Below are 25768 nucleotides of genomic sequence, written 5' to 3'. Positions count from 1 at the left end.
GCATTTTATGGGGATTAATTAATATTCGTCTTCATTAAAGAAGAAGTCGTCTTTTGTAGGATAATCTGGCCAGATTTCTTCGATACTCTCGTAAGGTTGACCATCATCTTCCAATTCTTGTAGGTTTTCGACTACTTCTAACGGCGAACCTGTACGGATCGCATAGTCAATTAATTCATCTTTTGTTGCTGGCCAAGGAGCATCTTCTAGGTATGATGCAAGTTCTAGTGTCCAATACATATTCTTTCTCTAAATTTGGTTACTGATTAAACGAAGGTAATAGAGCAAACAACTGACTATAAATTAATTATGTCTTTTATAAATGCTTATTTTACCCCTATTTTTTTGATTGATTTAATAGGACTGCAAAAGTACAAGTTTTTTGAAATTACCAACATTACTGGTTTGTAATTATTTAGATAATTCAAATAAATTTTCAAAATGATAAATATGGGGTTATTTGCCTACCTTTTTTCTCTATTTCTACAAAAAAAGCCCAAATACTATCTCTATTTTGATTTTCTCATGCGTAATTAACTAATTTTTCTATAAAAAAGTATATTCAAAACCCTGTTTTTTTCTGAAAAGTGCCTTTAATTTTTGGGTTTTTACGAAAGAGACACATAACTAATTGATTATGAATCTATAGATACCTATATCCTAACAAAATCTTCTCCCAACGATTTTACTTAAATAAGATTCTGGATATTGTCTTGAAGAATATTCTATCACGACTATATTTGCAGCATATTTTACACCACATTAATTCTTCACACTCTATGAAACATTTCAGTCTAAAAAAACTCCTTTACTACGCACTATTCTTATTATTCTCTCCTACGGCTCAAGCTACAGCATTATGTTTACCCTAGGTTACCGTATCTAAGCTATTCAAACATGAAACTTTGGTATTTTTTTACCGTTAAATAAAATCTTGTTAAGTACTTATTAAATTTTTTTATTAAATGATTCATCAAAAGTCACTTGAAATGATACCTTTACATATATTTTAAAAATCCCTTTTTTCTGGTAATATTTTATGAAAATTGAAATTTGCGCTTACTCGCTCGAATCATGTATCGCTGCCGAGCAAGGAGGCGCCAATCGTATCGAACTGTGTGCTTCGCCTTACGAAGGTGGCACAACTCCATCAGCAGGCCTTATTCAACTAGCCAAACAACATACTTCTATCGAGGTGCATGTCATGATTCGTCCACGTGGTAGCGATTTTTGCTACTCAGCATTGGAAATTGAGCAAATGAAACAAGATATGCTCTCTGCCAAACAACTCGGAGCAGATGGTTTTGTTTTAGGTATTTTAGAAAAAAATGGTCGTGTCAATGTTGAACAGACAAAGGCATTCGTCGAAATAGCTCATCCTCTGCCAGTTACTTTTCACCGTGCCATCGACATGACTCCTGATTATCTTCAAGCACTCGAAGATATTATTGAAGCAGGTTGTAAACGTATCCTAACTTCAGGACAAAAAAATCTAGCAGAAGAAGGGGCTGATAATCTTAAAGCGTTAATTGAGCAAGCCAATGAACGTATTGAGGTGATGATTGGAAGTGGGGTAAATGTTCGTAATGCTTTGAAATTAGCAGAATTAAAACCCAATGCATTACATTTTACGGGCAAATCAACCAGAGATTCCGAAATGGAGTATAGAAAAGAAGATATTGTTATGGGCGGTCTTTCGGAAGTACCCGAATATGGTGTGATGTATTCAAATGTCGAAAAAATTCGTGCTGTGGTAGCACTATTCAAATCTGCTTAGCATTTTTGAATTCTATTTTTATAGATTGAGTAACAACTTATTTGAATAACTGAACATACCTCCACCGTACCCCAAACATCCAATTTTTCAGATATGAAACGTCGTACCTTTATTCAACAAACCTCTGCTTTGGCTGGACTTTCTACCTTAGCAGCTCATCAAACTCAAGCTCAAAATTCAGCTCCTGCTGAGTTTCCGATTATTATTTCTACTTGGAACAACGTCAAAGCTAATGAAGCAGCTTGGGCGATGGTTCAAAAAACAGGTCGTGCACTCGATGCTGTAGAGGCTGGCGCATGGGTTCCTGAAGCGGATCCCAATGAAATTACGGTAGGTTATGGCGGTTTGCCCGACCGTGATGGACACGTTACGCTAGACGCCTGTATTATGGACGAAAAGGGTAATGCTGGCTCGGTAACTTTTCTTGAGGGCATTATGCACCCTATCTCGGTAGCACGTGCTGTGATGGAAAAAACTCCACACGTAATGTTATCGGGTGAAGGAGCCTTGCAATTTGCTCTTTCGCAGGGTTTCAAAAAGCAAAACTTACTAACCGAAAGTTCTAAAAAGGCTTGGTTGAAATGGAAAAAAGAATCTAAATACGAGCCAAAAATTAATATCGAACGCCACGATACCATTGGACTTTTGGCATTAGGCAAAAAAGGCGAAGTATCTGGAGCTTGTACCACTAGCGGTATGGCTTACAAAATGCACGGCCGTGTGGGTGACTCTCCGGTAATTGGTGCCGCAGTATTTTGCGACGATGAAGTAGGTGGTGCTTGTGCCACAGGCTTAGGAGAGTTTGTATTGAAAACCCTAGGTTCATTTCTTATTGTAGAGCTGATGCGCAATGGACATACACCACAACAAGCTTGTGAAGCTGCGATTATGCGTATTGTTAAAAGATATAACTACAAAGAATTCCAGATTGGTTATTTGGCTGTTAATAAAAAAGGCGAATATGGTGCATATTCAATTCAAAAAGGTTTTAGCTATACGCTTACCAAAGAAGGTGTCACCAAAGTTTACGATTCAGATTATTACATGAAGTAAAAAGAATAACACAGCGTTTAAAGACATAAAATAGCGTTGACGATATTTTATTAATTCTATTCTTTAATTCCTGTAGATGCAACAAATCCCTTCAAGCTTTCATTTGTAGTTTGAAGGGATTTTTTATGAGCCAAAAAATAATAACTTATTATTCGGGAAAAGATTTTCCGCCTACGACTTAAAGAACTATTCAAAGAAATAATTGTACATACCTTATTCTACACAACTAAATAGGCGTACTTATAAAATGGTAAAAATAGTATATATTAAAGTCATTATATTTACCTCAAGACATATATAAAACATAACAATCTGACTATTAATTAATTATAACAAAAGTACTTCGATAAGGCTTTTGTATTTAGCGGATTTGAGGGCTTTTATCTATATTTTTTGATAATTAGATTTTATTAAGAAATGCCTCAAATTGCCCATTTTGAGCCAAAATAGAAATATGGCATTAAGTTTCCTATTCATTGAATATACTTATATATTAGCAACCTAATAGCTTGGTACAAGCAGCCAAACCTTATAACTAAGAGCCGATGGAAATACAAAATCCTTTACAATCTGCTACCCAAAAACAAAAGATATTAATAGAAATTGCCTGGGAAACCTGCAACCAAGTAGGTGGTATTTATACTGTAATTCGTACAAAGGTCCCTTCAATGGTGGAAAAATGGGGCGATGACTACTTCTTGCTAGGACCGTACTTCCCACAAACAGCATCTGCCGAATTTGAACCTATTCATGATTTAGATGATTCAGTTTTAGGTAAAACTGTTCAGAAGATGCGCTCAATGGGCTATGGCGTGCATTATGGTTACTGGCTCGTAACTGGAAAGCCTCGCATTGTCTTATTTGATTTTTGGTCAATCTACAACAATATCAATGCCCTCAAGGCAGGCTTGTGGGAGCGTCATCAGGTATCTACGTTGAATACTGAGGAATTGGTAAGTCATGTAATTGCTTTTGGTGAAATGGTTCGTGTATTTTTGACCGAATTAGCCAAAGAACAACAAAATAAGATTGACATTGTAGCGCATTTCCACGAATGGATGGCAGCTTCGGCTATCCCTGATTTGCGCAAAGACCAAATTAAAGTAGCAACAGTTTTCACTACTCATGCTACCATGTTGGGTCGTTATCTGGCTGGAAACGTACCAAATTTTTACGATAAAATAGATACTTTCGACTGGCTCAAAGAGGCTCGTCATTATGGTATTGAAGCTCAAGCCACGTTAGAACGTTTGGCAGCATTACAGGCACATGTTACCACCACGGTGAGTGATGTCACTGCCAAAGAATGTGAGTTTTTATTAGGAAAAGTCCCTGACTTGATTTTACCTAATGGTTTGAATATCACAAGATTCTCGGCTATGCACGAGCATCAAAACTTACATACCAAATACAAAGACCGTATCAATGAGTTTGTGATGGGGCACTTCTTCCAAAGTCAACCATTCAATCTTGAGAAAACTTTATACTTCTTTACCTCAGGGCGTTATGAGTATAGCAACAAAGGTTATGATTTGACCCTTGAAGCGTTGGCTCGCTTAAACTGGAAAATGAAGCAAGCTAAGATTGATAAGACGGTCGTAATGTTCTTTATTACCAAACAACCTTATCACTCTATAGACCCAGAAGTATTGCATTCACGTGCGGTAATGGACGAAATCCGCGAAACTTGTAATTCTATCGAAAAACAAGTGGGCGAGCAGCTTTTCAAAGCATCTGCATCGTCGAGCGATTTACAAATGCCAGACTTGAACAACTTTGTGGATGAGTATTGGCGTTTGCGCTTGAGAAGGACGATTCAGACTTGGAAAAACAACAAACGTCCAAAAGTCGTAACGCACTTGCTAAAGCAAAATGACGGTATTACAGATTTTGTTCAAAAATCTAACTTGATGAACAATCCTGAGGATAAGGTGAAAATTGTTTACCACCCAGACTTTATTGTTTCGACTAATCCACTATTTGGTCTTGATTACGGGCAGTTTGTACGTGGCTGTAATCTAGGCGTTTTCCCAAGTTATTATGAGCCATGGGGTTATACTCCGCTCGAATGTATAGCTCGCGGTGTACCGACTATCACGTCTGACTTGTCAGGTTTTGGAGATTATATGATGCAAATCATGCGTGACTACGAACATTGGGGAGTTATGGTTGTAAATCGTAAAACACAAGACTTCTATAAAGCCGCTGAACAGTTGTCGGAAATGTTATTGAAGTTTGTCAAACAAAGTTTACGTGAACGAATCACCCAGCGTAACCGTGTCGAAAGCATTTCGGATACCTTTGACTGGTCGAATCTAAGAACGTACTATGACACGTCTCATGACTTGGCGTTGAAAAGAAGAAAATAAAACGATTTTTATGTCAAAATAAAAGAATAAGATTTAAGTTACTAGGCAAAAGGCATCAGGCAAATAGTTTTTAAATAACCACAGCCTTATTTCGCTATAAGCTAAAAAACAAAGGTGTGTTTATACAATTATAAAAACCTGTTGCCTAGTGCCTAAAGCGCATCACTTAAATCTTATTTTTGCACTAATACTTATCTTGCTTGTCTTTGGTGCATTTATCCTTATCAACCTCTAACTCTGACATTTACCACCTCATTCAGTCTTCAAACGACATTTTGCACACTTCCTTTGAATTGTTTTCTGAATAAAAAATAAATCTGCATTTGTGCAGAAATACCTACGAGTTAGTTTCCTGATATTGACACAATCAATTTATTCTGTTAAGTTTGTTTAGAACACTTATAAGATTAGTTAGCGAATGGATTTTCTAAATGAAACGCTAGTTTGGCTCATGAAAAAGCGTCTTCCTCGTATTCAGGCTTTTATGGATAGGCCGATGGATACGCAAGAGACGATGTTTTGGCAATTAATCCAAACTGCTAAGAATACAGAGTGGGGTAAAAAATACGATTTCCGTAGTATTTCTTCTATTCGGGACTTTCAGCAACGTGTTCCTATTTCTTCTTATGAAGATTTGTTTCCTTTTATTGAACGAATCATGAAAGGAGAACAGAATGTTCTTTGGCCTTCGAATATCCAGCATTTTGCCAAATCTTCTGGTACTACCAATGCCCGTAGTAAGTTTATTCCTGTATCGAAAGAATGTCTCGATGATTGCCATTTTATGGGTGGCAAAGATATGATGACGCTTTTGGTAGAAAACAAACCAGATACCGAAGTTTTTAGTGGCAAAGGTTTGTCCATTGGTGGAAGTTTATCGTCCAATCAATTGAATTCACGTAGTGTCATGGGCGACGTATCGGCGGTAGTGATGAAAAACTTGCCTATTTGGGCTCAGATTATTCGTACACCTTCTTTGGATGTAGCTTTGATGGATGTTTGGGAGGAGAAAATCCAAAAAATGGCGGAAGTCACCTCTCAAGAAAATGTCACAAGTATATTGGGAGTTCCTACATGGACATTGGTATTAATTGACAAAATTTTAGAAATTACAGGTAAAGACAATATTCTAGAAGTGTGGCCCAACTTTGAATTTTTCATTCATGGAGCAGTCGCTTTTCATCCTTATCGGGATATGTTCCGAAATAAAGTTTTCCCTTCTGAAAGTGTTAATTATTTAGAGATTTATAATGCTTCTGAAGGATTCTTTGGCGTACAAGATGATATTTCACGCAAAGACGAAATGATGTTGATGCTTGATTATGGTATTTTTTATGAATTTATTCCAATGGAAGAAATCGAAAAAGAATACCCCAAAGCTGTTTCGTTGGAGGAAGTAGAAATAGGAAAAAATTACGCCATTATCATTTCTACGAATGCAGGGTTATGGCGCTATAAAATCGGCGATACGATTCGATTTACAACTAAATATCCTTATCGCTTCAAGATTTCGGGACGTACCAAGCAATTTATCAATGCCTTTGGAGAAGAAATCATTGTCGAAAATTCAGATATAGCTATCACCAAAGCATGTGAAGCTACAGGAGCGATTATCAATGATTATACCGCTGGGCCAGTGTATATGGACGGTGGCAAAAGTGGTTGCCACGAATGGATTATTGAGTTTGACCAAGAACCTAATAACCAAGAGGTATTCAATCAGGTTTTAGACCAAACGTTGCGCTCTATCAATTCGGATTATGATGCGAAGCGCTATAAAGATATGGTACTGACTCCTCCTAAAATCAATGTAGTCCAAAAAGAAACCTTCTATTCATGGATGCGTAGTAAAGGTAAACTAGGCGGGCAACACAAAGTACCACGATTATGCAACTCACGAGAATATTTAGATAGTGTTTTAGCAGTAGTTAATCAGAATAATACAGCTAATGTTAATTAACTAGATATGAGTCATCACAAATTGAGTGAATGTTGAATGAGTGATTATTAAAAAAATCTATATTCTAACAGTAGAGACGCAATACTTTGCGTCTAGCAATGAGTGATCTAGCTTATTAATATCAAAAAAGGCAGTCGAAAAATAATTTTTGACTGCCTTTTTTGATGTATAGTTGGAGAATAAGCCTAATTCTAAAATTCGGGATGACTCATATTTATTTAACCTAATGAGTACAATTTTCCTAAAATTTCAATCCAAAATCAATCACTAATTGGTTGGTTTTGGTAATCATATCCGCAAATGAACTCCCTCTGTTGATTTCAGAAAGTCCTCTTTGATATTGTAATCCAAAGAAAAAAGCATCTGTTCCAGTACCTAATTTTTTCTCAAAACCAGCTCCCAATAACAAGTTGGCTTCACCAAAGCCAAAAATTCCAGAATTAGGCGATACTCTATCACGATATTGCACTAGAGCATTTTTGGCGTAATTGACAGGCTTTTCGGCAATATTTATATCCAAAGTTCCTCCAAACTGAATGTAGAAAGGCATTCCTGGAGTAACTTGATCACTAAAAATCTTAAGTGAAACAGGTATTTGCAGATATTGAAGATTGAATTCTGCCGCGTTTGCTCTAATCTCGTCTTTAGTCAAGGGTTTTTGTACAAAGACATCAGTTTCATAAAAGCTATTATAAATATCATACGAAATGCCTTTTACTGTGTACCACAACCCCGTACTAAAAGCATATTTTTGCGAAAAATAAAAATCAGCCACAGGTCCTACTGTCATATTTATTTTGGCAGCACCATCCGACATTCCTTTAAAGTTTTTGACACCTTCGAAAGAAACAAAAGTAATTGCTGGCGAAAATTTAAAGCCAATTGACATATTATTGAATCGCCCACCCCAATACTCACGAGAGGCTGACGACAAGCTAGATGACCATAATTGATTCTGAGCTAGGACATTTGTAATACTAGCTAGAATAAAAAGGGCTATTAATACGTTTTTCTTCATAATTTTGCAGGTACTTACCTGATATATTTTTGATTGATTAAACAAGTTTTCAAGGATGTGTTGTATCGTTATACTTTTGATTTTCAAACTATAAAACAGACAATTGGTCAATTTATTTTGTCGATGGTGTTGGTTTGAGAATTTCAGTACCTCATTTTGCTTTATAAAAAGCCCAAAGAATAACTTAAAATATCAAGGTATTTGAGAACAAGAATTGAAATTTAGATAAATCCAATCAACTATTTGAACCCTGATTGCTTTCAACAACCACCATACACATGAATCTCTTTGCAAAAATAGGACTTCTCTTTTTAGTTTCAGTATGCCTTTGGGCTTGTAATAATAATACAGACGGCGAACCCGATGTAAGTAATGTTAAAGTTGATGTCAAGATTCAGTATTTAGACAAAGAGCTTTTTGCTTGTAAAACAGAAGAAGACGTTCTTATTTTTCTAAAAAAATACACGGACTTTGCGAGCCAGTATTTCAATACAACGCCTGCATCGTTTCCTGCTTTGGCCAACAAACTGTTTCCGCAGATTAGCAGTCCAGCCCTACAAGATTTCTATCAACAATCCCAAGAAAAAGTATTTTTTGGTAATCAAAATCTTGAGAATGACTTCAAAGATGCTTTCCAGCATATCAAGTACTATTATCCAGACTTTAAAGAACCTAAAATTTATACTATTTTTACAGGCTTTTTCGGACAAGGAACAATCCTTAATCCAGAACTACGCGTAAGTGATTCAACTATTATTGTTGGATTAGATTACTTTATGGGTGAAAAAGGCAAATATCTTCCTGATGTTTATGATTATCAGATCAAAAAGATGTCTCCGACTGTCATTGTACCACAAGCTATATTGCAACTTTCGAGCCGATATAATGCCACTAATTCACAAGATAGAACACTATTGGCCGAAATGATTTGGTACGGAAAAAGTTATGTTTTTGGAAAAGTAATGATGCCTTCTAAAGCTGATAGTGTATTTTTGGGCTATTCAAACGAGCAGCTAAACGCCACCTATGCTAATCAAGAAGTAGTTTGGGCATATTTTATCGATAACAAACTTTTGTATTCGACCCAAGGCCCTGTCAAAGGAAAGTACATTGGCGAACGCCCTTCAACACCTGAAATTGGCCCTGCTTGCCCAGGAGGAATTGGTAGATGGATAGGATTCAGAATCGTTTCAAAATATTATTATGATGACGAAAAACTAACCATTCAAGATTTGATGAAAGAGCCTGATGCACAGCGTATTTTTGAGGCATCTAAATACAAAGGAGTACCTGACGAAGAATAATACAAAGTAGCCAACCATTTAGCGCTATTTTATGTTATGATTTCGAGATTGATTAAAGAAATTTAAGACTATCACATCGATGGTCAAACCAACTAATAATTCATTTAATATCAACTGTTGTCAGCGAATCGAGAACAGTGTTATTCAAACATGGCAAAGCGAAGCGATAGATTTGGAGACGATGCTTCTCCACAGGATAAAAAGAAAATTACCAAAGAAGGACTAAGAAAAGCGTTATCGATTTTTAGATTTACAGCACCTTACAAAGGAACATTTGCGATCGGGTTTATCTTTTTGATTTTATCACAAATCACCTCGATGAGTGTGCCTTTGTTGATGGGACAAATGGTAGCCTCTATCCTTTCTCCCAACAATGCCCAACAAATGCAGGCCATGTCCAACAATCCTATGATGCAGCAAATGCAAAGTAGCTCGGTCATGAACTTGCCAAAGCTAACGCTCGACCAAATGACGCTGTTGTTTTTAGCAATTTTGGCAGCACAAGCTTTGTTTTCGTTCTTTAGAGTTTACACTTTTTCGAGAGTAACAGAGCGCTCGATTCGAGATATTCGTAAAGAGCTTTATGGCAAAATGATTTCTTTGCCTGTAACGTTCTTCGAAAAAAACCGTGTAGGCGAACTAATGAGCCGTATTACTTCGGATGTAACTCAATTACAGGATATTCTTTCGGTTACATTAGCTGAGTTTTTCCGCCAAATCTTTACCTTAATTGGAGGGATCTGTTTGATTATTTATTTCTCAGGAAAACTTACGTTATTCATGCTATCTACTTTCCCGATTTTGGTAGTAGCAGCTTTCTTTTTTGGAAAATTTATCCGTAAAAATTCTAAAAAGGTACAAGACGAATTAGCACAAACCAATGTAATTGTAGAAGAAACCCTTCAATCTGTGAATGTTGTAAAAGCGTTTACTAACGAAGCTTTTGAAGTAAATCGTTATACAACTTCACTCGAAAAAGTGTTGAATTGGGCACTTCGTACTGCCACTTTTAGAGGTAGCTTTATTTCATTTATCATTTTTGTTTTGTTTGGAGCTATTGTAGGGGTTGTTTGGTACGGTGGTCATTTGGTACAAAATCATGAATTGACATTCGATAAATTATTGACATTTATTATCTATACTGGCTTTATTGGTGGTTCTGTAGGTGGTTTAGGAGATATTTATGCTCAAATTCAAAGAACGATTGGCGCTTCAGAGCGTATCCTTGAAATCTTGGACGAAGAAGGAGAAGTATCTACTAACGAGCCAGTAATACCTGTGCATGTCAAAGGTGAAATTGTGTATGATAATGTTGCTTTTGCATACCCATCTCGCCCAGATGTGCAAGTATTGAAAAATATTTCACTGAAGGTAGAAGCTGGTAAAAAAATAGCTTTAGTTGGCTATTCTGGTGGTGGGAAATCGACAATTGTGGGTTTATTGCTTCGCTATTATCGATTGAATAGTGGTAAGATTTTGGTAGATGGTCAAGATTTACAATCATATAATCTAACAGCATTACGTCAAAACATTGCCGTTGTACCACAAGAAGTGATGTTATTTGGAGGTACCATTCGCGAAAACATTGCTTATGGTAAACCAAACGCTACTGAAGCTGAAATCATAGAAGCTGCACGCAAGGCCAATGCTTTAGATTTTATCGAGTCTTTCCCTGAAAAATTTGATACCATTGTTGGCGAAAGAGGTGTAAAATTATCGGGTGGACAACGTCAACGTGTTGCTATTGCACGAGCCATCTTGAAAGACCCAGCGATTTTGGTACTTGACGAAGCAACTAGTGCGTTGGATTCTGAATCAGAAAAATTGGTACAAGATGCACTTGATAAACTAATGCAAAATCGTACAACGATTATCATTGCTCACCGTTTGGCAACTATCAGAAATGTTGATACGATTTATGTCTTGAGAGATGGAGAAATAGCCGAGTCAGGGAGTCATGAAGTATTGCTTGCACAAGAAGAAGGTATTTATGCCAACCTTGTGAAACTACAGTATGAGTCTAGTATTTTAAGCGAGTAAACTTATGAATGCGAGCGCAATTAAAAGTACCTTGAAGGCCTACAGCCTTCGCCAAACAGAATGTCGTGAAGAGATTCTAGATATATTCTTAACAAAAGCCTACGCATTGGCTCATGCTGATGTGGAAACCCAAATGTCTGAGAAGTTTGACCGTGTAACCGTTTATCGTACACTCAAAACATTTCTAGACAAAGGACTTATCCACAAAGTATTAGATGATGAGGGTGGTATCAAATATGCCCTTTGTAAGGACAATTGTCATGCCGACGACCACAAGCATCATCATGACCATGTGCATTTTAAATGTACTAATTGCGGTCTTACCACTTGTCTCGACCACGTAACTATTCCGCAAGTTACCTTGCCCGAAGGTTATCAACGTGTCGAAACCAACTTGCTAGTACAAGGCGTTTGTAAAACTTGTAATCAGGTATTTTAGGGTTTTTAAATATATTTAACACAACCCAACACTAGGCATATCTCAAACCTCTCTGAAAATGAGAGGTTTTTTATTTAGCTTTGTAAAAAAATCCATAGCTCGTTCTTCGACTATATACCAACCTTTGCTTAGGCATGAAGATTTTAGATTTATATATATTAAAAAAATTCCTCAAGACATACGTTTTTGCTGTTTTGATTATTGTTGCTATCATTTTGGTGATTGACTACACCGAAAAGGTTGACAACTTTATCAAAAAACAAGCGCCTACTTCGGAAATTCTTTTTAGCTATTACCTCAACTTTGTACCATATTGGGCCAATTATATTAGTCCCCTAATGGTGTTTATTTCGACGGTATTTTTTACAGCAAACTTAGCCGCTCGTACCGAGCTTATTGCCATTTTGAGTACTGGGGTAAGTTTTCTGAGATTAATGCGACCATATTTGATGGGTTCGGCATTAGTTGCAGTGATTACGTTTTTCATGGTAGCTTGGATTATTCCGATTGCGAACAAAACTCGTATCAAGTTTGAACGGAAATATGTTATTGATACCTACTATTTCAGTGGCAGAGATGTCCATATCAAAGTTGCACCAGACACGTATGCCTATATGGAAACGTACGACAATAACTCGAATACAGGCTATAGATTTACCCTAGAAAAAATTCAGAATAATCAGCTTATGAGTAAGTTGATGGCAGAAAGAATTACTTGGGATACCACTCGTCATAAATGGACAATCCATGATTATCGTATCCGTGCCTTTGAGGGAGAAGGTAAAGAAAAGTTGACCTATGGTACCAAAATCGACTCCACGATTAATCTTTCACCAAAAGATTTTGATAGTAATTATCAACTTCATGAAACCTTTACGCTGCCAGAGTTAAATGCGCATATTGCCAAGTTAAAATCTCGTGGTGCCGATGGTGTTGAGGTTTTTGTGGTAGAGAAATACGTGCGATTTGCCAACCCTTTTGCCATTATCATCCTAACGATGATTGGTTTGATTGTATCGGCACGAAAATCGCGTGGGGGCGTTGGATTTCAGATTGCACTGGGCTTTATGCTAGCCTTTATTTATATCATGTTTTTTATGATGAGTAAAGGTATGGCCGAGTCAGGTACGATGCCTCCTCTCCTAGCAGTATGGCTACCTAATATTATTTTTAGCGGTATTGGGGTGTTACTGTACTATACGATTCCACGATAATAAAAATGAGTTATGAGTTGTGAGTTGTGAGTTGTGAGTTGTGAATTAAAACTATAGCTGTCAGCACCTTATACTCATCATTTATAATTCACAATTTATAAATCCTCTAAATGAGTTAACTTTTCAGTTAGTAAACAGTGTGTCTATGGACTAATGTTTGCTACTAAATAGTTAACTCATTTTTATTTATGCTCTACTTGTATTGCTATTACCTTAAAACAAGTATTTATTGGTTGATTAAACAACAGAATTTATGCAAAACAAAACTACAAAAGACTATATCCAATTACACTTCATTGTATTATTACTTGGCTTTACAGCGATATTAGGGACGCTTATATCTGTACATTCTTTGAGCACCGTATTTTTCAGAACTGCCATTGCTGCTATTGGAATATATTTTGTGTTAAAGTTTCGTCGGGTAGATTTAAAAATAAATCGTTCGGGAGCAATCAAATTATTGTCAACAGGTTTTCTGATTTCATTGCATTGGTTTTTGTTTTTCTTTGCTGCCAAAATATCCAATGTAGCCCTGTGCTTGGCTGGCTTTTCCACTGCTACTTTGTGGACAAGTATTATTGAGCCTATTACTTACAAACGCAAAGTTCGTCCACATGAAGTTTTGCTAGGTCTATTGGTCATTGGTGGGCTTTGTATGATTTTTTTATCGGAGGTAAAGCACATTTGGGGTTTGATTCTAGGGATTTTGGCGGCAATGCTAAGTGCCTTATTTTCGGTAATTAACTCCAAGCTTGGCAAATCATATCCCTCTCAGGTCATTACTTTTTACGAAATGACAGGTGCAGCAATTACTTCACTGATTCCATTGCTCTATACACTCAAAAGTGGCTACTTAACCATCGACCAAGTAATTCCACATGGTTGGGATTGGCTTTGGTTAGCTATATTATCTTTGGTGTGTACGGTTTATGCTTTCACTGTCACAGTTGAATTATTAATCAAATTCTCCGCTTTTATATTCAATCTTGCCCTCAATCTTGAGCCTGTATATGGGATTATCTTTGCGTATCTGATTTTTGGAGAAAAAGAACAAATGAACTTAGGCTTTTATGCAGGAACGGGTGTAATTCTAGTCGCCATTTTGATTTATCCTATTCTAAATAAAAGATTTGGCAAATGATTCTTTTCTTGACCAACATGAGTATTTATTAATTGGCTAACAATTAAATCTAAGAAATCAGGTAATTTTGTTGAAGATATCTTTGACAGCAATAATAGTTTAAGTATTCCAAAACTCCCGTTGTCGAGCATAGATATCCAAGTCTAGGTAGACTTCTTTCTTATTCATTCACTCAAGTTTACATTTGGTTTTGAAACTTATACAAACTAAGGCATTTTCGCATTCGATTATCTGGGTAATTTTCTTACTTAGTGTAGTACCCATTGTTATTTTGGGTTATTTCAATCATCCATCTGTAGCAGACGACTATTGCTTTGCCTACATGACCCGTGATTATGGATTTTGGGAGGGTCAGCGTTTATACTACGAAGGCTGGTCGGGGCGATATATTTCTAACATGCTATTCCATGCCTCACCGCTGGCATTTGGTTATTTTGGCTTCGTCAAGATTATGCCTGTTTTAATATTGGCTCTGTTATTTCATTCATTTTACCTAATGGTTGGAGAGTTTATTCCAACAAGTCGTAGTAATAAATTGGTGCTTACAGGAGCATTTTTGAGCCTTTATATTGCTGAATCTGCTAGTATTATTGATAATTTTTTCTGGTACACCTCAGTCTTTATTTTTCCAATATCAGTGTGCTATTGGATGTATTTGGTGGCTGTGCTCATACGATATTATTCTCCACAATATCAATCTCTTCAAAATGCCATTGCTTTGCTTTGCGCCACATTAGTTTTTTTTATTGTAGGTTCAAACGAAGTGGTAATGTTGATGATTATTGCTTTTTTAGGACTGGTTTGGCTATATTTTCTTCTTTTCGAAAAGCGTTTTGATAAGTTTTTTACCATGCTTGGCATTGTAGCAGTATTGTGTGCGTATTTCTTGGTAATCAAAGCCCCAGGTAACCAAGTGCGTATGCAAGGTGGCGCATTGAGCGGTAATATTGTCTTGGCTATAACAAAGGCGCTTAAGTCGACCATTAAAGATAGTTTCCACTGGGTAGTTTATAGCCCACTCCTGCCTATGACTCTTTTGTTTGCGGCATGGTATCAAAAATTTGTACCCAATACCAAGATAGCATTATTCAAAACCAATTTGATATATACCATTGCAAGCCTTGGGGTTTTGCTTACGTTAATGTTTTTTGCGATTCACTACGGTAACCCTGATGGCGTGCCCGATCGTGTCAAAAATGCCATTTATGTGTTTTTCTTAGCAGGCTGGTTTTACTTGATATTAAGTATCCTAAATCAGTTTCCAAAACTGATTACTTTACCTTTGCACAACGTTGTTTTTGTACTGGGCTTAACAGCATGGTCGTTATTTGCTTGGTCAAAAAGTACCAATCTACGAATTATGTATGCGGATATCCGCTCAGGAAATGCCAAAGGATATGATGAAGAAATGACGGCTAGATATAAGCTAATTCAGGAGTCAAAAGCAGATACCATTTATGTAACACCTTTGAAACACGCTCCCAAAACCTTGTACTTCGATGAGATTAAAGACAATCAAGACCATCTTTGGAACAAGTGCTATGCGACTTATTTTAAAAAGAAGGTGATTGTGATGAAGAAATAAGTCTACTATCACATCCTTAATTGAGTGATTTTTTGATTGAGTGGATGAGTGATTATTGTTAATCTACATTTTACTAGTAAAGACGCAATGCTTTGCGTCTAAAGAGGTACCATGTTGAAATACATTATCAAAAAAGGCGATCGAAATTAGTTTTCGACCGCCTTTTTTGATTTTACCGTGCTAGATATGACGCTGATTAAGACGCAATCATTGCGTCTCTACTGCTAAAGCTCAGATTTTTAATCACAAAAGTCAAAATAGTTTCTATTTTCAACTTATCTACCAATAGCCACTCTTCTCAAAATCGTATCGATTACCTGCATTGTAGTTATGCCATCAGCTTCGGCTTCGTAATTTAGCATAATGCGGTGATTCAATACATCGGGCGCTATTTCTTTAATATCTTCTGGCAATACGTAGTCTCTTTCATCAAGATAAGCTAATACTTTTGCGGCAAGGTTCAGGTTAATCGTTGCACGTGGTGATGCACCAAACTGTACATAACGAGCCTCATCTCTCAAGCCGTAATCTCCAGGTTTACGTGTCGCAAAAATCAATTCGATGATATATCTTTCGAGTGTTTCTGAAATCGTAATTTTATTAATTTCTTGACGGATATTAGATATGTCTTCTTTTGTCAAAATAACCTTAGGCTTATAATTAAAGTCCATATTTGACATTTTTTGCATTACCTCTAGTTCTTGTTCTTTGCTCAAATATCCCATAAATACTTTTAGCATAAAACGGTCAACCTGAGCTTCTGGCAAAGGAAAAGTACCTTCTTGCTCTACAGGGTTTTGCGTAGCTAATACCAAAAAAGGCTTATCCAAAATATAACTTTCGTCGCCAATCGTTACCTGTTTTTCTTGCATCGCCTCCAACAATGCCGACTGCACTTTGGCAGGAGCACGGTTGATTTCATCGGCCAAAATGATATTGGCAAAAATAGGTCCTTTGCGTACCTCAAAATCATCGAGCTTACGGTTATAAATCATCGTTCCAATCAAATCGGCAGGCAATAAGTCTGGTGTAAATTGAATACGGTGAAAATTCAAATCGAGGATTTTAGCTAGTGTATTGATTGTAAGAGTTTTGGCCAAGCCTGGCACACCTTCCAAAAGAACGTGCCCACCAGTAAAGAGTCCAATCAACAATCGGTTGGTAAGGCGCTCGTGCCCTACCACGATTTTACCCATTTCATCAAATACCTGTTTTATTTTTGCGCGAGAATTCATCAGTCAATAAGAAGTATGTTTTGCACTAATTTGCCTAAGCACAAGCGAGAAGTTATTTTTGCCCGCCTTTTCAAACAACACTATTCCCTTAGGCTTTCTTGACAAGTTTACGAAAAAAAGCTCAAACTGCCAATCCTATCCATGGGTTTCAGTGATGAGATGATACTTTCCCAAGACCAAAACTATTGAGTAGGTTAAACTATTATCTTTTATAATACATTAAAAAAATCTTTACTTTTAAAGTAGCTATAAAGAGTTTGATTTTATGGAAAAAACCACACAAATTTACTAGATGCAAAGAGTCTGGTTCTATGCTATTGTCTTACTCGTACAATTCCACTTTCTCGTGAAACAAATCTTATCCATTTATATCAACAAGCCTGTTTATTGGGGATTTACCGCTCTAATTAGTCTTTTCTGCTTGGCATTTGTATTGCCTTGGCTTTTCAATATTGCTGTCTTATTGAGCTTGGCGTTTGGAGGAGTGCTTTTGGTAGATTTAATCATGCTGTTTGGTAATCAAAAGGCAATTATTGCCAAAAGGTTTATTCCAGAACGTTTGTCTAATGGCGATCAGAATACCATCGAAATTGCCTTAGAAAATCGCTATGGATTTGATATAAAAGTAAATTTAGTCGATGAGATTCCTTTTCAATTTCAAAAAAGAGATTTTCAAATAGATACCCAACTAGCAAGTAATACGACCCAAAATTTACAATATACCCTCCGACCTACCGAGCGAGGAGAATATCTATTTGGCGCATTAAATGTATTTGTGAGTTCGCCTTTGGGTTTGTTACAACGGAGATTTCAGTTTGAAAAAGATAAAATGGTAGCCGTATATCCTTCATTTTTGCAAATGCGAGAATACGAATTAATGGCGATTTCGAACCGATTAACGGATGTTGGTATCAAAAAAATCAGACGAATTGGACATACACAGGAATTTGAACAAATCAGAAGCTACGTACAAGGCGACGATATTCGAACGATCAACTGGCAAGCTACAGCCCGACGCAACGAACTAATGGTTAATAGTTATCAGGACGAGCGAGCGCAATCGATTTATTGTCTTATCGACAAAGGTCGAATTATGCAAAGTCCTTTTGATGGACTCACGCTATTGGATTATGCGATTAATTCGAGCTTGGTGCTATCCAATATTGCTTTGCACAAACACGATAAAGCGGGCATTATTACTTTTGCAAACAAAATTAATCAGACGCTTTTAGCTGACCGCAAATCTGGGCAACTCCATCGAATTTTGGATATGTTATATCATCAGCAAACACTTTTTCAAGAAAGTGATTATGAAGCACTATATATCCATGTCAAAAAACAAATTAAGCAACGAAGCCTATTGGTGATATATACTAATTTCGAAACAGTTAATTCTATGCGACGTCAGTTGCCTCATTTTCGAAAGCTTGCTAAAGAACACTTAGTTTTAGTAGTATTCTTTGAAAATACGGGACTACAGAATATCCTTGAACAACCCGCTTCGACAACAGCAGAGATTTACCAAAAAACTATTGCAGAAAAGTTTTATTATGAAAAAAAGCTGATTGTGAAAGAATTAGAGCAATATGGGATTCAAGCACTATTAACAAGTCCTCAACAATTATCGATAAATACTATCAATAAATACTTGATGTTGAAAGCTAAAGGAGCAATTTAAAGAAGCGATTAGCTATCGGCTTTTAGCTTTCCACCTATCGATTTATATAAAAAGCGCTAAGCAATCGTAAAATTATTGATTGCTTAGCGCTTTTAAATTTTTGTTTTGTAATAAGAAAAGGAAAATGAATAAATATATTTCACCCAAAAGCGGTCAAAAATTATTTTTTCGACCGCTTTTTTGATACGGCTTAAGACGCGAAGCATTGCGTCTCTACTATACCTTTTTTAAAAATCACTCAATACGATTAATATCCACCTCTAAATTTGTAGGTATCAGCTACTTTTTTGATAGCTACGATATAGGCAGCAATACGCATTGGAACATTAAATTGTTGAGAAGTCAAGAATACCTTATCAAAAGAATCTTTCATGATACGGTCTGAACGACGATTGATACGGTCAAGATTCCATTTGTAGCCCATGCGGTTTTGTACCCATTCAAAATATGATACAGTTACACCACCAGCATTCGCCAAAATATCTGGTACAACCAAGATGCCTTTTTCATTGATAATATCATCAGCTGATGCCGAAGTTGGACCATTAGCGCCTTCTACAATCATTTTTGCTTGAATAAAGCTAGCATTGTCATGTGTAATAACGTCTTCTTTAGCAGCAGGTACTAATACATCCACATCCAATGTCAAAAGCTGTTCGTTAGTGATTTTTTCTGCACCTGGGAAGTTTTCTAAAGTACCACGATTCAAGTCTCTATATTTAATAGCGCCTTCGATATCGATACCATTTTCGTTGTAATAGGCACCCGAAATATCAGAGATAGCCACGACTTTTACACCTCTTTCATGTAACAAAATAGCCGCATGCGAACCAACATTGCCAAAACCTTGAATAGCCGCAGTAGCCTTGTATGGATTAATTTTTAGTTTGTCCATACCAGCCATAGCCGAAACCATCACACCTCTACCTGTTGCCTCTGTACGACCCAATGAGCCACCCAATACAAGTGGTTTACCAGTTACGACAGCATTTACAGTCATACCCTTTGCTTTTGAGTATTCGTCCATCAACCAAGCCATTTCACGAGGACCAGTACCCATATCTGGTGCAGGAATATCTCGGTCTGGACCAAATACATCTAACATAGCCACCGTATAGGCACGCATCAAACGCTCCATTTCGCCCGCAGACATTTCGCGAGGGTTACAAGCAATACCACCTTTTGCACCGCCGTAAGGAATATCCACAACGGCACATTTCCAAGTCATCCAAGCTGCCAAAGCACGAACTTCATCGATGTTTACAGCTGGGTCAAAACGAATACCTCCTTTGGCTGGACCAAGAATATTTGAGTGTATAACTCTGTGACCCTCAAACACTTTGATTCGTCCATTGTCCATCGTAATTGGTAATCCAACCGTTACTTGGCGTGCAGGCACTTTCAAGATATAGTACATTTCTTCAGAGATACCCAACAACTCAACAGCCTTGTCAAATCGTTGCATCATGGATTCCAAAGGGTTCTCCTTATCTTTGATAGGAGCTGGTTCTATGTATGTCATAGCATTATCACAGTTTGTTGAAATCTATTTTAATCCATAAAAAACTGAGTGATTTTTCTCATAAATTTATCGCCCAGTCGTTCTTTATAAAATACAAAATAAACTTCTAAAAAATCAATTTGTTAATGAAATATTCACAATATTGCAACCCTTAAATGAGAATGTCAAGTGTCTGGTCTGTAAGTAGAAATACCCGATTTTTTAGCCAAAAACACAATTTTGCACAATTTTTCATTTTTGCTTTTTAACTTTATGGGTAATACAAGCATTTACCAAATAACCATTGGCAAAATTGGTAAATTACCAAATTGTTATTTTTGGGAAAATTTTTATTATTTCTTGAAATATTTCAATTACTTCAAATTTACCACGTATATTTGCGCAATTTTAAGGATGTTCCCTATGAGAAGGGATTTTGACTCACTAAAATCATTGGTACAATTATGATGAATACAGGTTCGGCAGAAGAAAAAACACGCTACTCTGAAGAGGAATTGAAGGAGTTTGAAGAGCTAATCACTAAAAAATTAGATGACACTCGTAGTGAATTAAATTACATCCGTGAAGCTCTACACAAGCGTAACGACCCAGGTACTGATGTGACTTCGGGAAGCTCAAAGTTGATGGAAGATGGTGCTGATACTTCTGAAAAAGAAAGTATGAGCCAGTTGGCTGCTCGCTTGCAAAAGTTTGCGACTCAGTTGGAAAATGCCTTGATCCGTATCAAAAATGGCACTTATGGTGTATGTATTGATACAGGCAAATTGATTCCAAAAGAACGTCTGAGAGCAGTGCCTCATACGCAACAAACGATTGAAGCAAAACTCATGAAGCAACGTTAGTAACGTTTGTAAGTAGGGTTTCTAGTGTTTTTACTTGAAGGTTATCTAAGTCAGATTAGGAAATCTTTTGGTAATTCGTGTGCATTTATTTTTGAAAACTTTATATAAGCGCCAACACACAAGATGGTGCTCAAATTTTTATCGTCTTTCTTTATCAACCAACTTTTCACACTATGAATTACCGCTACTCGTTTAGCATTAGCATATTAAAGCGGGCAACCGCTTTTTTGCTTTTAATGCTTAGTCATCTGTCATTTGCTCAAGTGGCAGACAGCTATTATTTACCACAAAATGTCAAATATGACCCAGTCATTCCTACGCCACAGCAATATTTTGGCTTCCAAGTAGGCGAATGGCATATCCAACACGAACAACTTGTTGGATACATGAAAAAGGTTGCTGAAGTGTCAAACCGTGTCAAACTTGTTGAATACGGCAGAACTTACGAAAACCGTCCATTGCTCCTCCTGACCATTTCTTCTCCAAAAAATTTGGCCAATATCGACCAAATCAAAGCTGAACACCACAAACTTGTTGAACCAGATAAGTCATCTAGTCTCAAAACGGCAGATATGCCAATCGTTGTTTGGATGGGCTATTCGGTACATGGCAACGAAGCCAGTGGTACTAATGCCTCTCCTTTGGCAATGTATTATTTGGCAGCAGCTCAAGGAGCCGAAATTGATTCGGTCTTGAATGAATCGGTAATTTTGGTTGACCCACGCATCAACCCTGATGGTGGCGAGCGTTTTTCGAGCTGGGTAAATGCCAATAAGAGTATGAACTTAGTAGCTGACCCCAACAGTCGTGAGTTAAATGAAACTTGGCCAGGTGGTCGCTACAACCACTATTGGTTTGACCTTAACCGTGACTGGTTGTACACTCAGCACCCTGAAAGTAAAGGTCGTATTGTGAAATACCACGAATGGAAACCTAATATTTTGACTGACCACCATGAAATGGGAAGCGGATCGTCATTCTTTTTCCAACCAGGCATTCCAGCACGTACCCACCCTATTACACCAAAGAAAAACATTGAACTAACCGAAAAAATCGGAAAATTCCATGCTTCTGCTTTGGACAAAATCGGTTCTTTGTATTTTACCAAAGAAGGTTACGATGATTTTTATTACGGAAAAGGTTCGACCTTCCCAGATGCACAAGGTTGTATTGGTATCTTGTTTGAGCAAGCAAGTTCACGTGGACACTTACAAGATACACCAAATGGTCCGATGAGTTTTGCCTTTACGATTCGTAACCAATTTACGACAACACTTTCTACCTTACGTGCCGCAAAAGCAATGCGTCAAGAATTGTTAGATTACCAACGCTCGTTTTATCAGGAGAAAAATCCTAGCGCTACGCAAGCCTACGTTTTTGGTAATACAACAGATCATGTGAAGACTCATGAAATGATTCGTATTCTACGTCAGCACGACATTGAGGTGTATCGTTTGTCAAAAGATGAAACAGTAGAAGGTAAATCATTCAAAAAAGAAAATTCGTATGTAGTGCCACTTTCACAACCACAGTATCGTTTGGCTCAGGGTATTTTTGAAAAACGTACCAAATTCGAAGATTCACTTTTCTATGATATTTCAGCATGGGGAATGCCATTGTGTTTCAACGTACCTTATGGCGAAGCTAAAACGCCTGTAGCTTTAGGCGAAAAATTATCTAAAAATGATTTCCCTAAAGGTCGCGTGGTTGGTACAAGCAATTACGCTTACTTGTTTGAATGGGATGGATATTTTGCACCACGTGCTGCGTATGAATTACAGAAGAAAGGCTATAAGCTTAAAGTTGCCACAGAGCCATTTACAGGTGTGATTGAAGGCGGCACTAAGTCTTTTGACTATGGTACCGTAGAAATCACCGCAGGCGGTAACCAACTAAGCAATCTCGACGGATTAAGAATATTACTAGAAAAATTGGCAGAAAGAGATGGTATTGATTTCTATGCAGCTCCAACAGGCTTGACGCCAACTGGTATTGACTTAGGAAGTAGCTATTTTGCCCCAATGCGCACACCTCGTCCGTTGATGATTACAGGAGCAGGTATCAATCCTAACGATGCGGGAGAAATTTGGCATTTGTTGGATACTCGTGTAAACTTGCCATTGACGATGTCTGATATTGCACAAGTAAACCGCATGAGTCTTGACAAGTACAATACCTTGATTCTATCGAGTGGTGAGTATAGCGCCTTGAACGAAGAGAAAATCAAAAACTGGGTACGTGCAGGTGGCACGTTGATAGCAGTGACAGATGCTGTACCATGGGCGGTGTCGAAGGGACTTTCGCCAGTAAAAATCAAAAATACGCCAGCAGATACCACTTCAAGTCCAAAACCTTATGCTTTGGCAGAACGATACAAAGGCGCTCAATTAATTGCTGGAGCTATTTTTCAAGTAAAATTAGATCCAACTCACCCAATTGGTTATGGATACAAAGAGCCTACTTTGAGTGTATTTAAGGACAATACGATTTTCTTAGAAAAAATCAAAGATCCGTACAATGCTCCATTAATTTACGCTAACGACCCATTAGTTAGTGGGTACATTACAGAGCCAAACAAAAAGACCATGAAGAACACTCCAGCGGTAGTTGCTACAGCTTACGGAGCAGGAAAAGTTATCGTGATGACTGACAATCCTAACTTCAGAGCTTTTTGGTATGGAACTAATAAGTTATTTTTGAATGCTATTTTCTTCGGAAGCAATATCCTTTCTGGTATCAGAGGGGGCGACGAAGATTAATATATAGCCCGAACCTTAGTTCGGAGTTCATCCATAAACCTCCGAACTAAGGTTCGGGCTGATTCAAAAATATGAAACTTTTAGAACCCAACGGCTTGGTCGATAATTTGTACAAATACGTACAAACTCAAATTGAACTAACTCAGATTGAAGTTCAAGAACGCATTGAAGCAGCCATCAAAAAGCTGGTGTTACTGCTTGTTTTGGGCATAGTTTCTGCCATTTTCCTTGTCTTTGTCTTCATTACTTTTGCCCTCTACCTAAATCATCTTACGCATAGTGACTTTTTAGGATTTGTGATTGTCACAAGCCTACTTGGTATCATTACAGGGCTTGTATTTTTTCTTCTCAAACAACCTTTACAGGAAAACGAACCGCTCAAAGCTCCCTCAACCAATACGGTTGAATAGTAGCTCGGAAACTCATTTTTGAAGAATTTTCACAGAAAAGAATACTTTTTTTCCTAGTTTTGAACGCAAAGAGCTTTCCACGCCTAAGGGTTGTAGAAGTGCTTGATGCATTGATTGGTATTTTTCTAAACATTTATACCCTAATTTTTGAATGTTTAGAAATGTGTTTTTCGTTTGAATCAAAAGGTTTATCAATCGTTTTTCATTCAAATCTTTCGAGATAAAAGCCCTATCCCTTATGTTACCAGCATTGAGTTCACCAAACACAGCTGCTCGCAAGGAGCAATTGCAGCAAGAAGCACAGGAATATAAAAATAAAATCGACACGCAAGTAATCACTCTCAAAACCGAAGCTACTAAAGTTGGTACAGCCACTTTGGTCATTGGTGGCGTTTTGTTGGGCACTTATTTACTGTTCAGATGGCTTTCGCCTACCGATAAAAAAACGAAGGTGAAAGAAATCGTCTACGATGAAAATACCAATCTTCCCGTAGCCGTTAAAGAACCCAAAGAAGAGTCATGGATTATTAGCTCAATCAAAGGATATATCATGTCTTTTTTGATTGCCATTGCTAAAGACAAAATCTTAGAAGCGATTTCGCTGATGAAAGAATCTATTAATGCTGATGCAGACGACAACAACAACCTTACTCCAACAACTGAATAGCTTTAAAGAGCAACGAAAAAAGGCGCTAGCGGTGCTTATCGACCCTGATAAAGTGGATGCAGAATCTTTATCGAAGTTGTTGGCTCTTTGTAATACCTATCCAATAGATTTCTTTTTGGTGGGTGGTAGTCTTATTACCACACCTTCTATCCAGTCTGTGATTAGTCAAATTAAATCGCAGACTTCTAAGCCTGTCATTCTTTTTCCAGGAAATAGCTTGCATATCGAGCCATCAGCCGATGCCATTTTGTTTTTGTCATTGCTTTCTGGACGAAATCCTGAGTTTTTGATTGGTCAACATGTGGTTGCTGCTCCTTTGCTCAAACAAAGCCAGCTAGAGGTATTATCGACAGGTTATTTGCTTATTGAGAGTGGTCGCCCGACAACGGTTTCGTATATGTCTAATACCACGCCAATTCCAAACAACAAACCAGATATTGCCGCTTGTACTGCCTTGGCTGGACAATATTTAGGGATGAAATTAATTTATTTGGATGCAGGCAGTGGAGCCGAAATACCTGTTCCTGCCAAGTTGATTCAGGCAGTGAGAGGGATGATTGATATTCCGTTGATTGTAGGAGGAGGACTAAATACGCCTGAAAAGGTAGCTCAAGCCCTAGAAGCAGGAGCCGATATTATCACGATTGGCAATGCCTTTGAGGACAAACCAGAGTTTTTGGAAGAAGTAGCAAAGGTTTTTGAAAAATATAATCAAGCTTCTGTATGATTTTGGAAAGCTAGGGAATTTTTGATTC

At 37.4% G+C, this 25768-nt stretch carries 20 protein-coding genes; 16 read left to right on the top strand and 4 right to left on the bottom strand.

Annotation, left to right across the window (positions count from 1 at the left end; genetic code table 11):
* Positions 1 to 18: 18 nt before the first annotated feature.
* Positions 19 to 240 carry a DUF2795 domain-containing protein gene (locus QM491_RS19990; RefSeq protein ID WP_026997867.1) on the bottom strand — a complete coding sequence of 74 codons (222 nt, stop codon included), beginning with the start codon at positions 238 to 240 and terminating at the stop codon, positions 19 to 21.
* Between the two features lie 799 nt (positions 241 to 1039).
* Here QM491_RS19990 and QM491_RS19985 point away from each other — a divergent pair.
* The 4 genes from QM491_RS19985 to QM491_RS19970 all read left to right on the top strand — a co-directional run bounded on the left by QM491_RS19985 (position 1040) and on the right by QM491_RS19970 (position 7159).
* Positions 1040 to 1777: a copper homeostasis protein CutC gene (locus QM491_RS19985; RefSeq protein WP_283329300.1), complete on the top strand. Its 738-nt coding sequence runs from the start codon at positions 1040 to 1042 to the stop codon at positions 1775 to 1777.
* Between the two features lie 93 nt (positions 1778 to 1870).
* On the top strand, positions 1871 to 2830 hold the full coding sequence (locus tag QM491_RS19980; protein WP_166553538.1) for a glycosylasparaginase: 960 nt from the start codon (positions 1871 to 1873) through the stop codon (positions 2828 to 2830).
* A 545-nt stretch (positions 2831 to 3375) separates the two neighbouring features.
* A complete protein-coding gene (locus tag QM491_RS19975) occupies positions 3376 to 5199 on the top strand; it encodes a glycosyltransferase (protein WP_166577226.1) in 1824 nt (607 codons plus the stop codon).
* Positions 5200 to 5617: 418 nt separating this feature from the next.
* Positions 5618 to 7159, top strand: coding sequence for a GH3 auxin-responsive promoter family protein (locus QM491_RS19970; protein WP_283329299.1), 1542 nt, complete (start codon positions 5618 to 5620; stop codon positions 7157 to 7159).
* Between the two features lie 241 nt (positions 7160 to 7400).
* Here the strand turns inward: QM491_RS19970 and QM491_RS19965 are convergent, their stop codons facing one another.
* A complete protein-coding gene (locus tag QM491_RS19965) occupies positions 7401 to 8177 on the bottom strand; it encodes an outer membrane beta-barrel protein (RefSeq protein WP_283329298.1) in 777 nt (258 codons plus the stop codon).
* Positions 8178 to 8455: 278 nt separating this feature from the next.
* Between QM491_RS19965 and gldB the strand changes: the two genes are divergently transcribed.
* The 6 genes from gldB (at position 8456) to QM491_RS19935 (ending at position 15900) form a co-directional block, all read left to right on the top strand.
* Positions 8456 to 9481: a gliding motility lipoprotein GldB gene (gene gldB / locus QM491_RS19960; RefSeq protein ID WP_283329297.1), complete on the top strand. Its 1026-nt coding sequence runs from the start codon at positions 8456 to 8458 to the stop codon at positions 9479 to 9481.
* A gap of 150 nt (positions 9482 to 9631) precedes the next feature.
* Positions 9632 to 11521 carry an ABC transporter ATP-binding protein gene (locus QM491_RS19955; RefSeq protein ID WP_283329296.1) on the top strand — a complete coding sequence of 630 codons (1890 nt, stop codon included), beginning with the start codon at positions 9632 to 9634 and terminating at the stop codon, positions 11519 to 11521.
* A gap of 4 nt (positions 11522 to 11525) precedes the next feature.
* Complete coding sequence (locus tag QM491_RS19950; RefSeq protein ID WP_283329295.1) at positions 11526 to 11960, top strand: Fur family transcriptional regulator; 435 nt, start codon at positions 11526 to 11528, stop codon at positions 11958 to 11960.
* Positions 11961 to 12094: 134 nt separating this feature from the next.
* Complete coding sequence (locus QM491_RS19945; protein ID WP_283329294.1) at positions 12095 to 13174, top strand: LptF/LptG family permease; 1080 nt, start codon at positions 12095 to 12097, stop codon at positions 13172 to 13174.
* A 253-nt stretch (positions 13175 to 13427) separates the two neighbouring features.
* On the top strand, positions 13428 to 14315 hold the full coding sequence (locus QM491_RS19940) for a DMT family transporter (RefSeq protein ID WP_283329293.1): 888 nt from the start codon (positions 13428 to 13430) through the stop codon (positions 14313 to 14315).
* A gap of 190 nt (positions 14316 to 14505) precedes the next feature.
* Positions 14506 to 15900, top strand: a complete 1395-nt coding sequence (locus QM491_RS19935; RefSeq protein ID WP_283329292.1) for a DUF6056 family protein — start codon at positions 14506 to 14508, stop codon at positions 15898 to 15900.
* A 275-nt stretch (positions 15901 to 16175) separates the two neighbouring features.
* Here QM491_RS19935 and QM491_RS19930 read toward each other — a convergent pair whose 3' ends face one another.
* Positions 16176 to 17135, bottom strand: coding sequence for an AAA family ATPase (locus QM491_RS19930; protein WP_095166371.1), 960 nt, complete (start codon positions 17133 to 17135; stop codon positions 16176 to 16178).
* A gap of 346 nt (positions 17136 to 17481) precedes the next feature.
* Between QM491_RS19930 and QM491_RS19925 the strand changes: the two genes are divergently transcribed.
* The gene (locus QM491_RS19925; RefSeq protein WP_283329291.1) at positions 17482 to 18813 is read left to right on the top strand and encodes a DUF58 domain-containing protein; all 1332 of its coding nucleotides are present in this window, start codon (positions 17482 to 17484) and stop codon (positions 18811 to 18813) included.
* Positions 18814 to 19060: 247 nt separating this feature from the next.
* Here the strand turns inward: QM491_RS19925 and QM491_RS19920 are convergent, their stop codons facing one another.
* Complete coding sequence (locus tag QM491_RS19920; RefSeq protein ID WP_283329290.1) at positions 19061 to 20335, bottom strand: Glu/Leu/Phe/Val family dehydrogenase; 1275 nt, start codon at positions 20333 to 20335, stop codon at positions 19061 to 19063.
* 443 nt (positions 20336 to 20778) lie between these two features.
* Here QM491_RS19920 and QM491_RS19915 point away from each other — a divergent pair, with 443 nt between their 5' ends.
* The 5 genes from QM491_RS19915 to QM491_RS19895 all read left to right on the top strand — a co-directional run bounded on the left by QM491_RS19915 (position 20779) and on the right by QM491_RS19895 (position 25740).
* Entirely contained in the window at positions 20779 to 21177 is a 399-nt protein-coding gene (locus tag QM491_RS19915; protein ID WP_240915740.1) for a TraR/DksA family transcriptional regulator, read from the top strand.
* 173 nt (positions 21178 to 21350) lie between these two features.
* Positions 21351 to 23936, top strand: a complete 2586-nt coding sequence (locus tag QM491_RS19910) for a M14 family metallopeptidase (protein ID WP_283329289.1) — start codon at positions 21351 to 21353, stop codon at positions 23934 to 23936.
* Between the two features lie 71 nt (positions 23937 to 24007).
* Entirely contained in the window at positions 24008 to 24346 is a 339-nt protein-coding gene (locus QM491_RS19905; protein ID WP_166553161.1) for a phage holin family protein, read from the top strand.
* A gap of 238 nt (positions 24347 to 24584) precedes the next feature.
* On the top strand, positions 24585 to 25013 hold the full coding sequence (locus QM491_RS19900; protein WP_283329288.1) for a hypothetical protein: 429 nt from the start codon (positions 24585 to 24587) through the stop codon (positions 25011 to 25013).
* Positions 24973 to 25740, top strand: a complete 768-nt coding sequence (locus tag QM491_RS19895) for a phosphoglycerol geranylgeranyltransferase (protein WP_283329287.1) — start codon at positions 24973 to 24975, stop codon at positions 25738 to 25740. The genes QM491_RS19900 and QM491_RS19895 overlap by 41 nt, the downstream gene beginning before the upstream one ends.
* Positions 25741 to 25768 lie beyond the last annotated feature (28 nt).

Source organism: Flectobacillus longus (assembly GCF_030056705.1).
Lineage (GTDB): Bacteria > Bacteroidota > Bacteroidia > Cytophagales > Spirosomataceae > Flectobacillus > Flectobacillus longus.
The sequence above is the reverse complement of the archived record's forward strand: the minus strand, read 5'-3'. Positions and strand labels throughout refer to the sequence as shown.

Coding starts and splice junctions, on each gene's coding strand:
- QM491_RS19940 (WP_283329293.1), top strand. CDS start 13,428: ATGCAAAACAAAACTACAAAAGACTATATCCAATTACACTTCATTGTA.
- QM491_RS19950 (WP_283329295.1), top strand. CDS start 11,526: ATGAATGCGAGCGCAATTAAAAGTACCTTGAAGGCCTACAGCCTTCGC.
- QM491_RS19990 (WP_026997867.1), bottom strand. CDS start 240: ATGTATTGGACACTAGAACTTGCATCATACCTAGAAGATGCTCCTTGG.
- gldB (WP_283329297.1), top strand. CDS start 8,456: ATGAATCTCTTTGCAAAAATAGGACTTCTCTTTTTAGTTTCAGTATGC.
- QM491_RS19955 (WP_283329296.1), top strand. CDS start 9,632: ATGGCAAAGCGAAGCGATAGATTTGGAGACGATGCTTCTCCACAGGAT.
- QM491_RS19965 (WP_283329298.1), bottom strand. CDS start 8,177: ATGAAGAAAAACGTATTAATAGCCCTTTTTATTCTAGCTAGTATTACA.
- QM491_RS19910 (WP_283329289.1), top strand. CDS start 21,351: ATGAATTACCGCTACTCGTTTAGCATTAGCATATTAAAGCGGGCAACC.
- QM491_RS19920 (WP_283329290.1), bottom strand. CDS start 20,335: ATGACATACATAGAACCAGCTCCTATCAAAGATAAGGAGAACCCTTTG.
- QM491_RS19945 (WP_283329294.1), top strand. CDS start 12,095: ATGAAGATTTTAGATTTATATATATTAAAAAAATTCCTCAAGACATAC.
- QM491_RS19980 (WP_166553538.1), top strand. CDS start 1,871: ATGAAACGTCGTACCTTTATTCAACAAACCTCTGCTTTGGCTGGACTT.
- QM491_RS19975 (WP_166577226.1), top strand. CDS start 3,376: ATGGAAATACAAAATCCTTTACAATCTGCTACCCAAAAACAAAAGATA.
- QM491_RS19900 (WP_283329288.1), top strand. CDS start 24,585: ATGTTACCAGCATTGAGTTCACCAAACACAGCTGCTCGCAAGGAGCAA.
- QM491_RS19930 (WP_095166371.1), bottom strand. CDS start 17,135: ATGAATTCTCGCGCAAAAATAAAACAGGTATTTGATGAAATGGGTAAA.
- QM491_RS19985 (WP_283329300.1), top strand. CDS start 1,040: ATGAAAATTGAAATTTGCGCTTACTCGCTCGAATCATGTATCGCTGCC.
- QM491_RS19905 (WP_166553161.1), top strand. CDS start 24,008: ATGAAACTTTTAGAACCCAACGGCTTGGTCGATAATTTGTACAAATAC.
- QM491_RS19915 (WP_240915740.1), top strand. CDS start 20,779: ATGATGAATACAGGTTCGGCAGAAGAAAAAACACGCTACTCTGAAGAG.
- QM491_RS19970 (WP_283329299.1), top strand. CDS start 5,618: ATGGATTTTCTAAATGAAACGCTAGTTTGGCTCATGAAAAAGCGTCTT.
- QM491_RS19895 (WP_283329287.1), top strand. CDS start 24,973: ATGCAGACGACAACAACAACCTTACTCCAACAACTGAATAGCTTTAAA.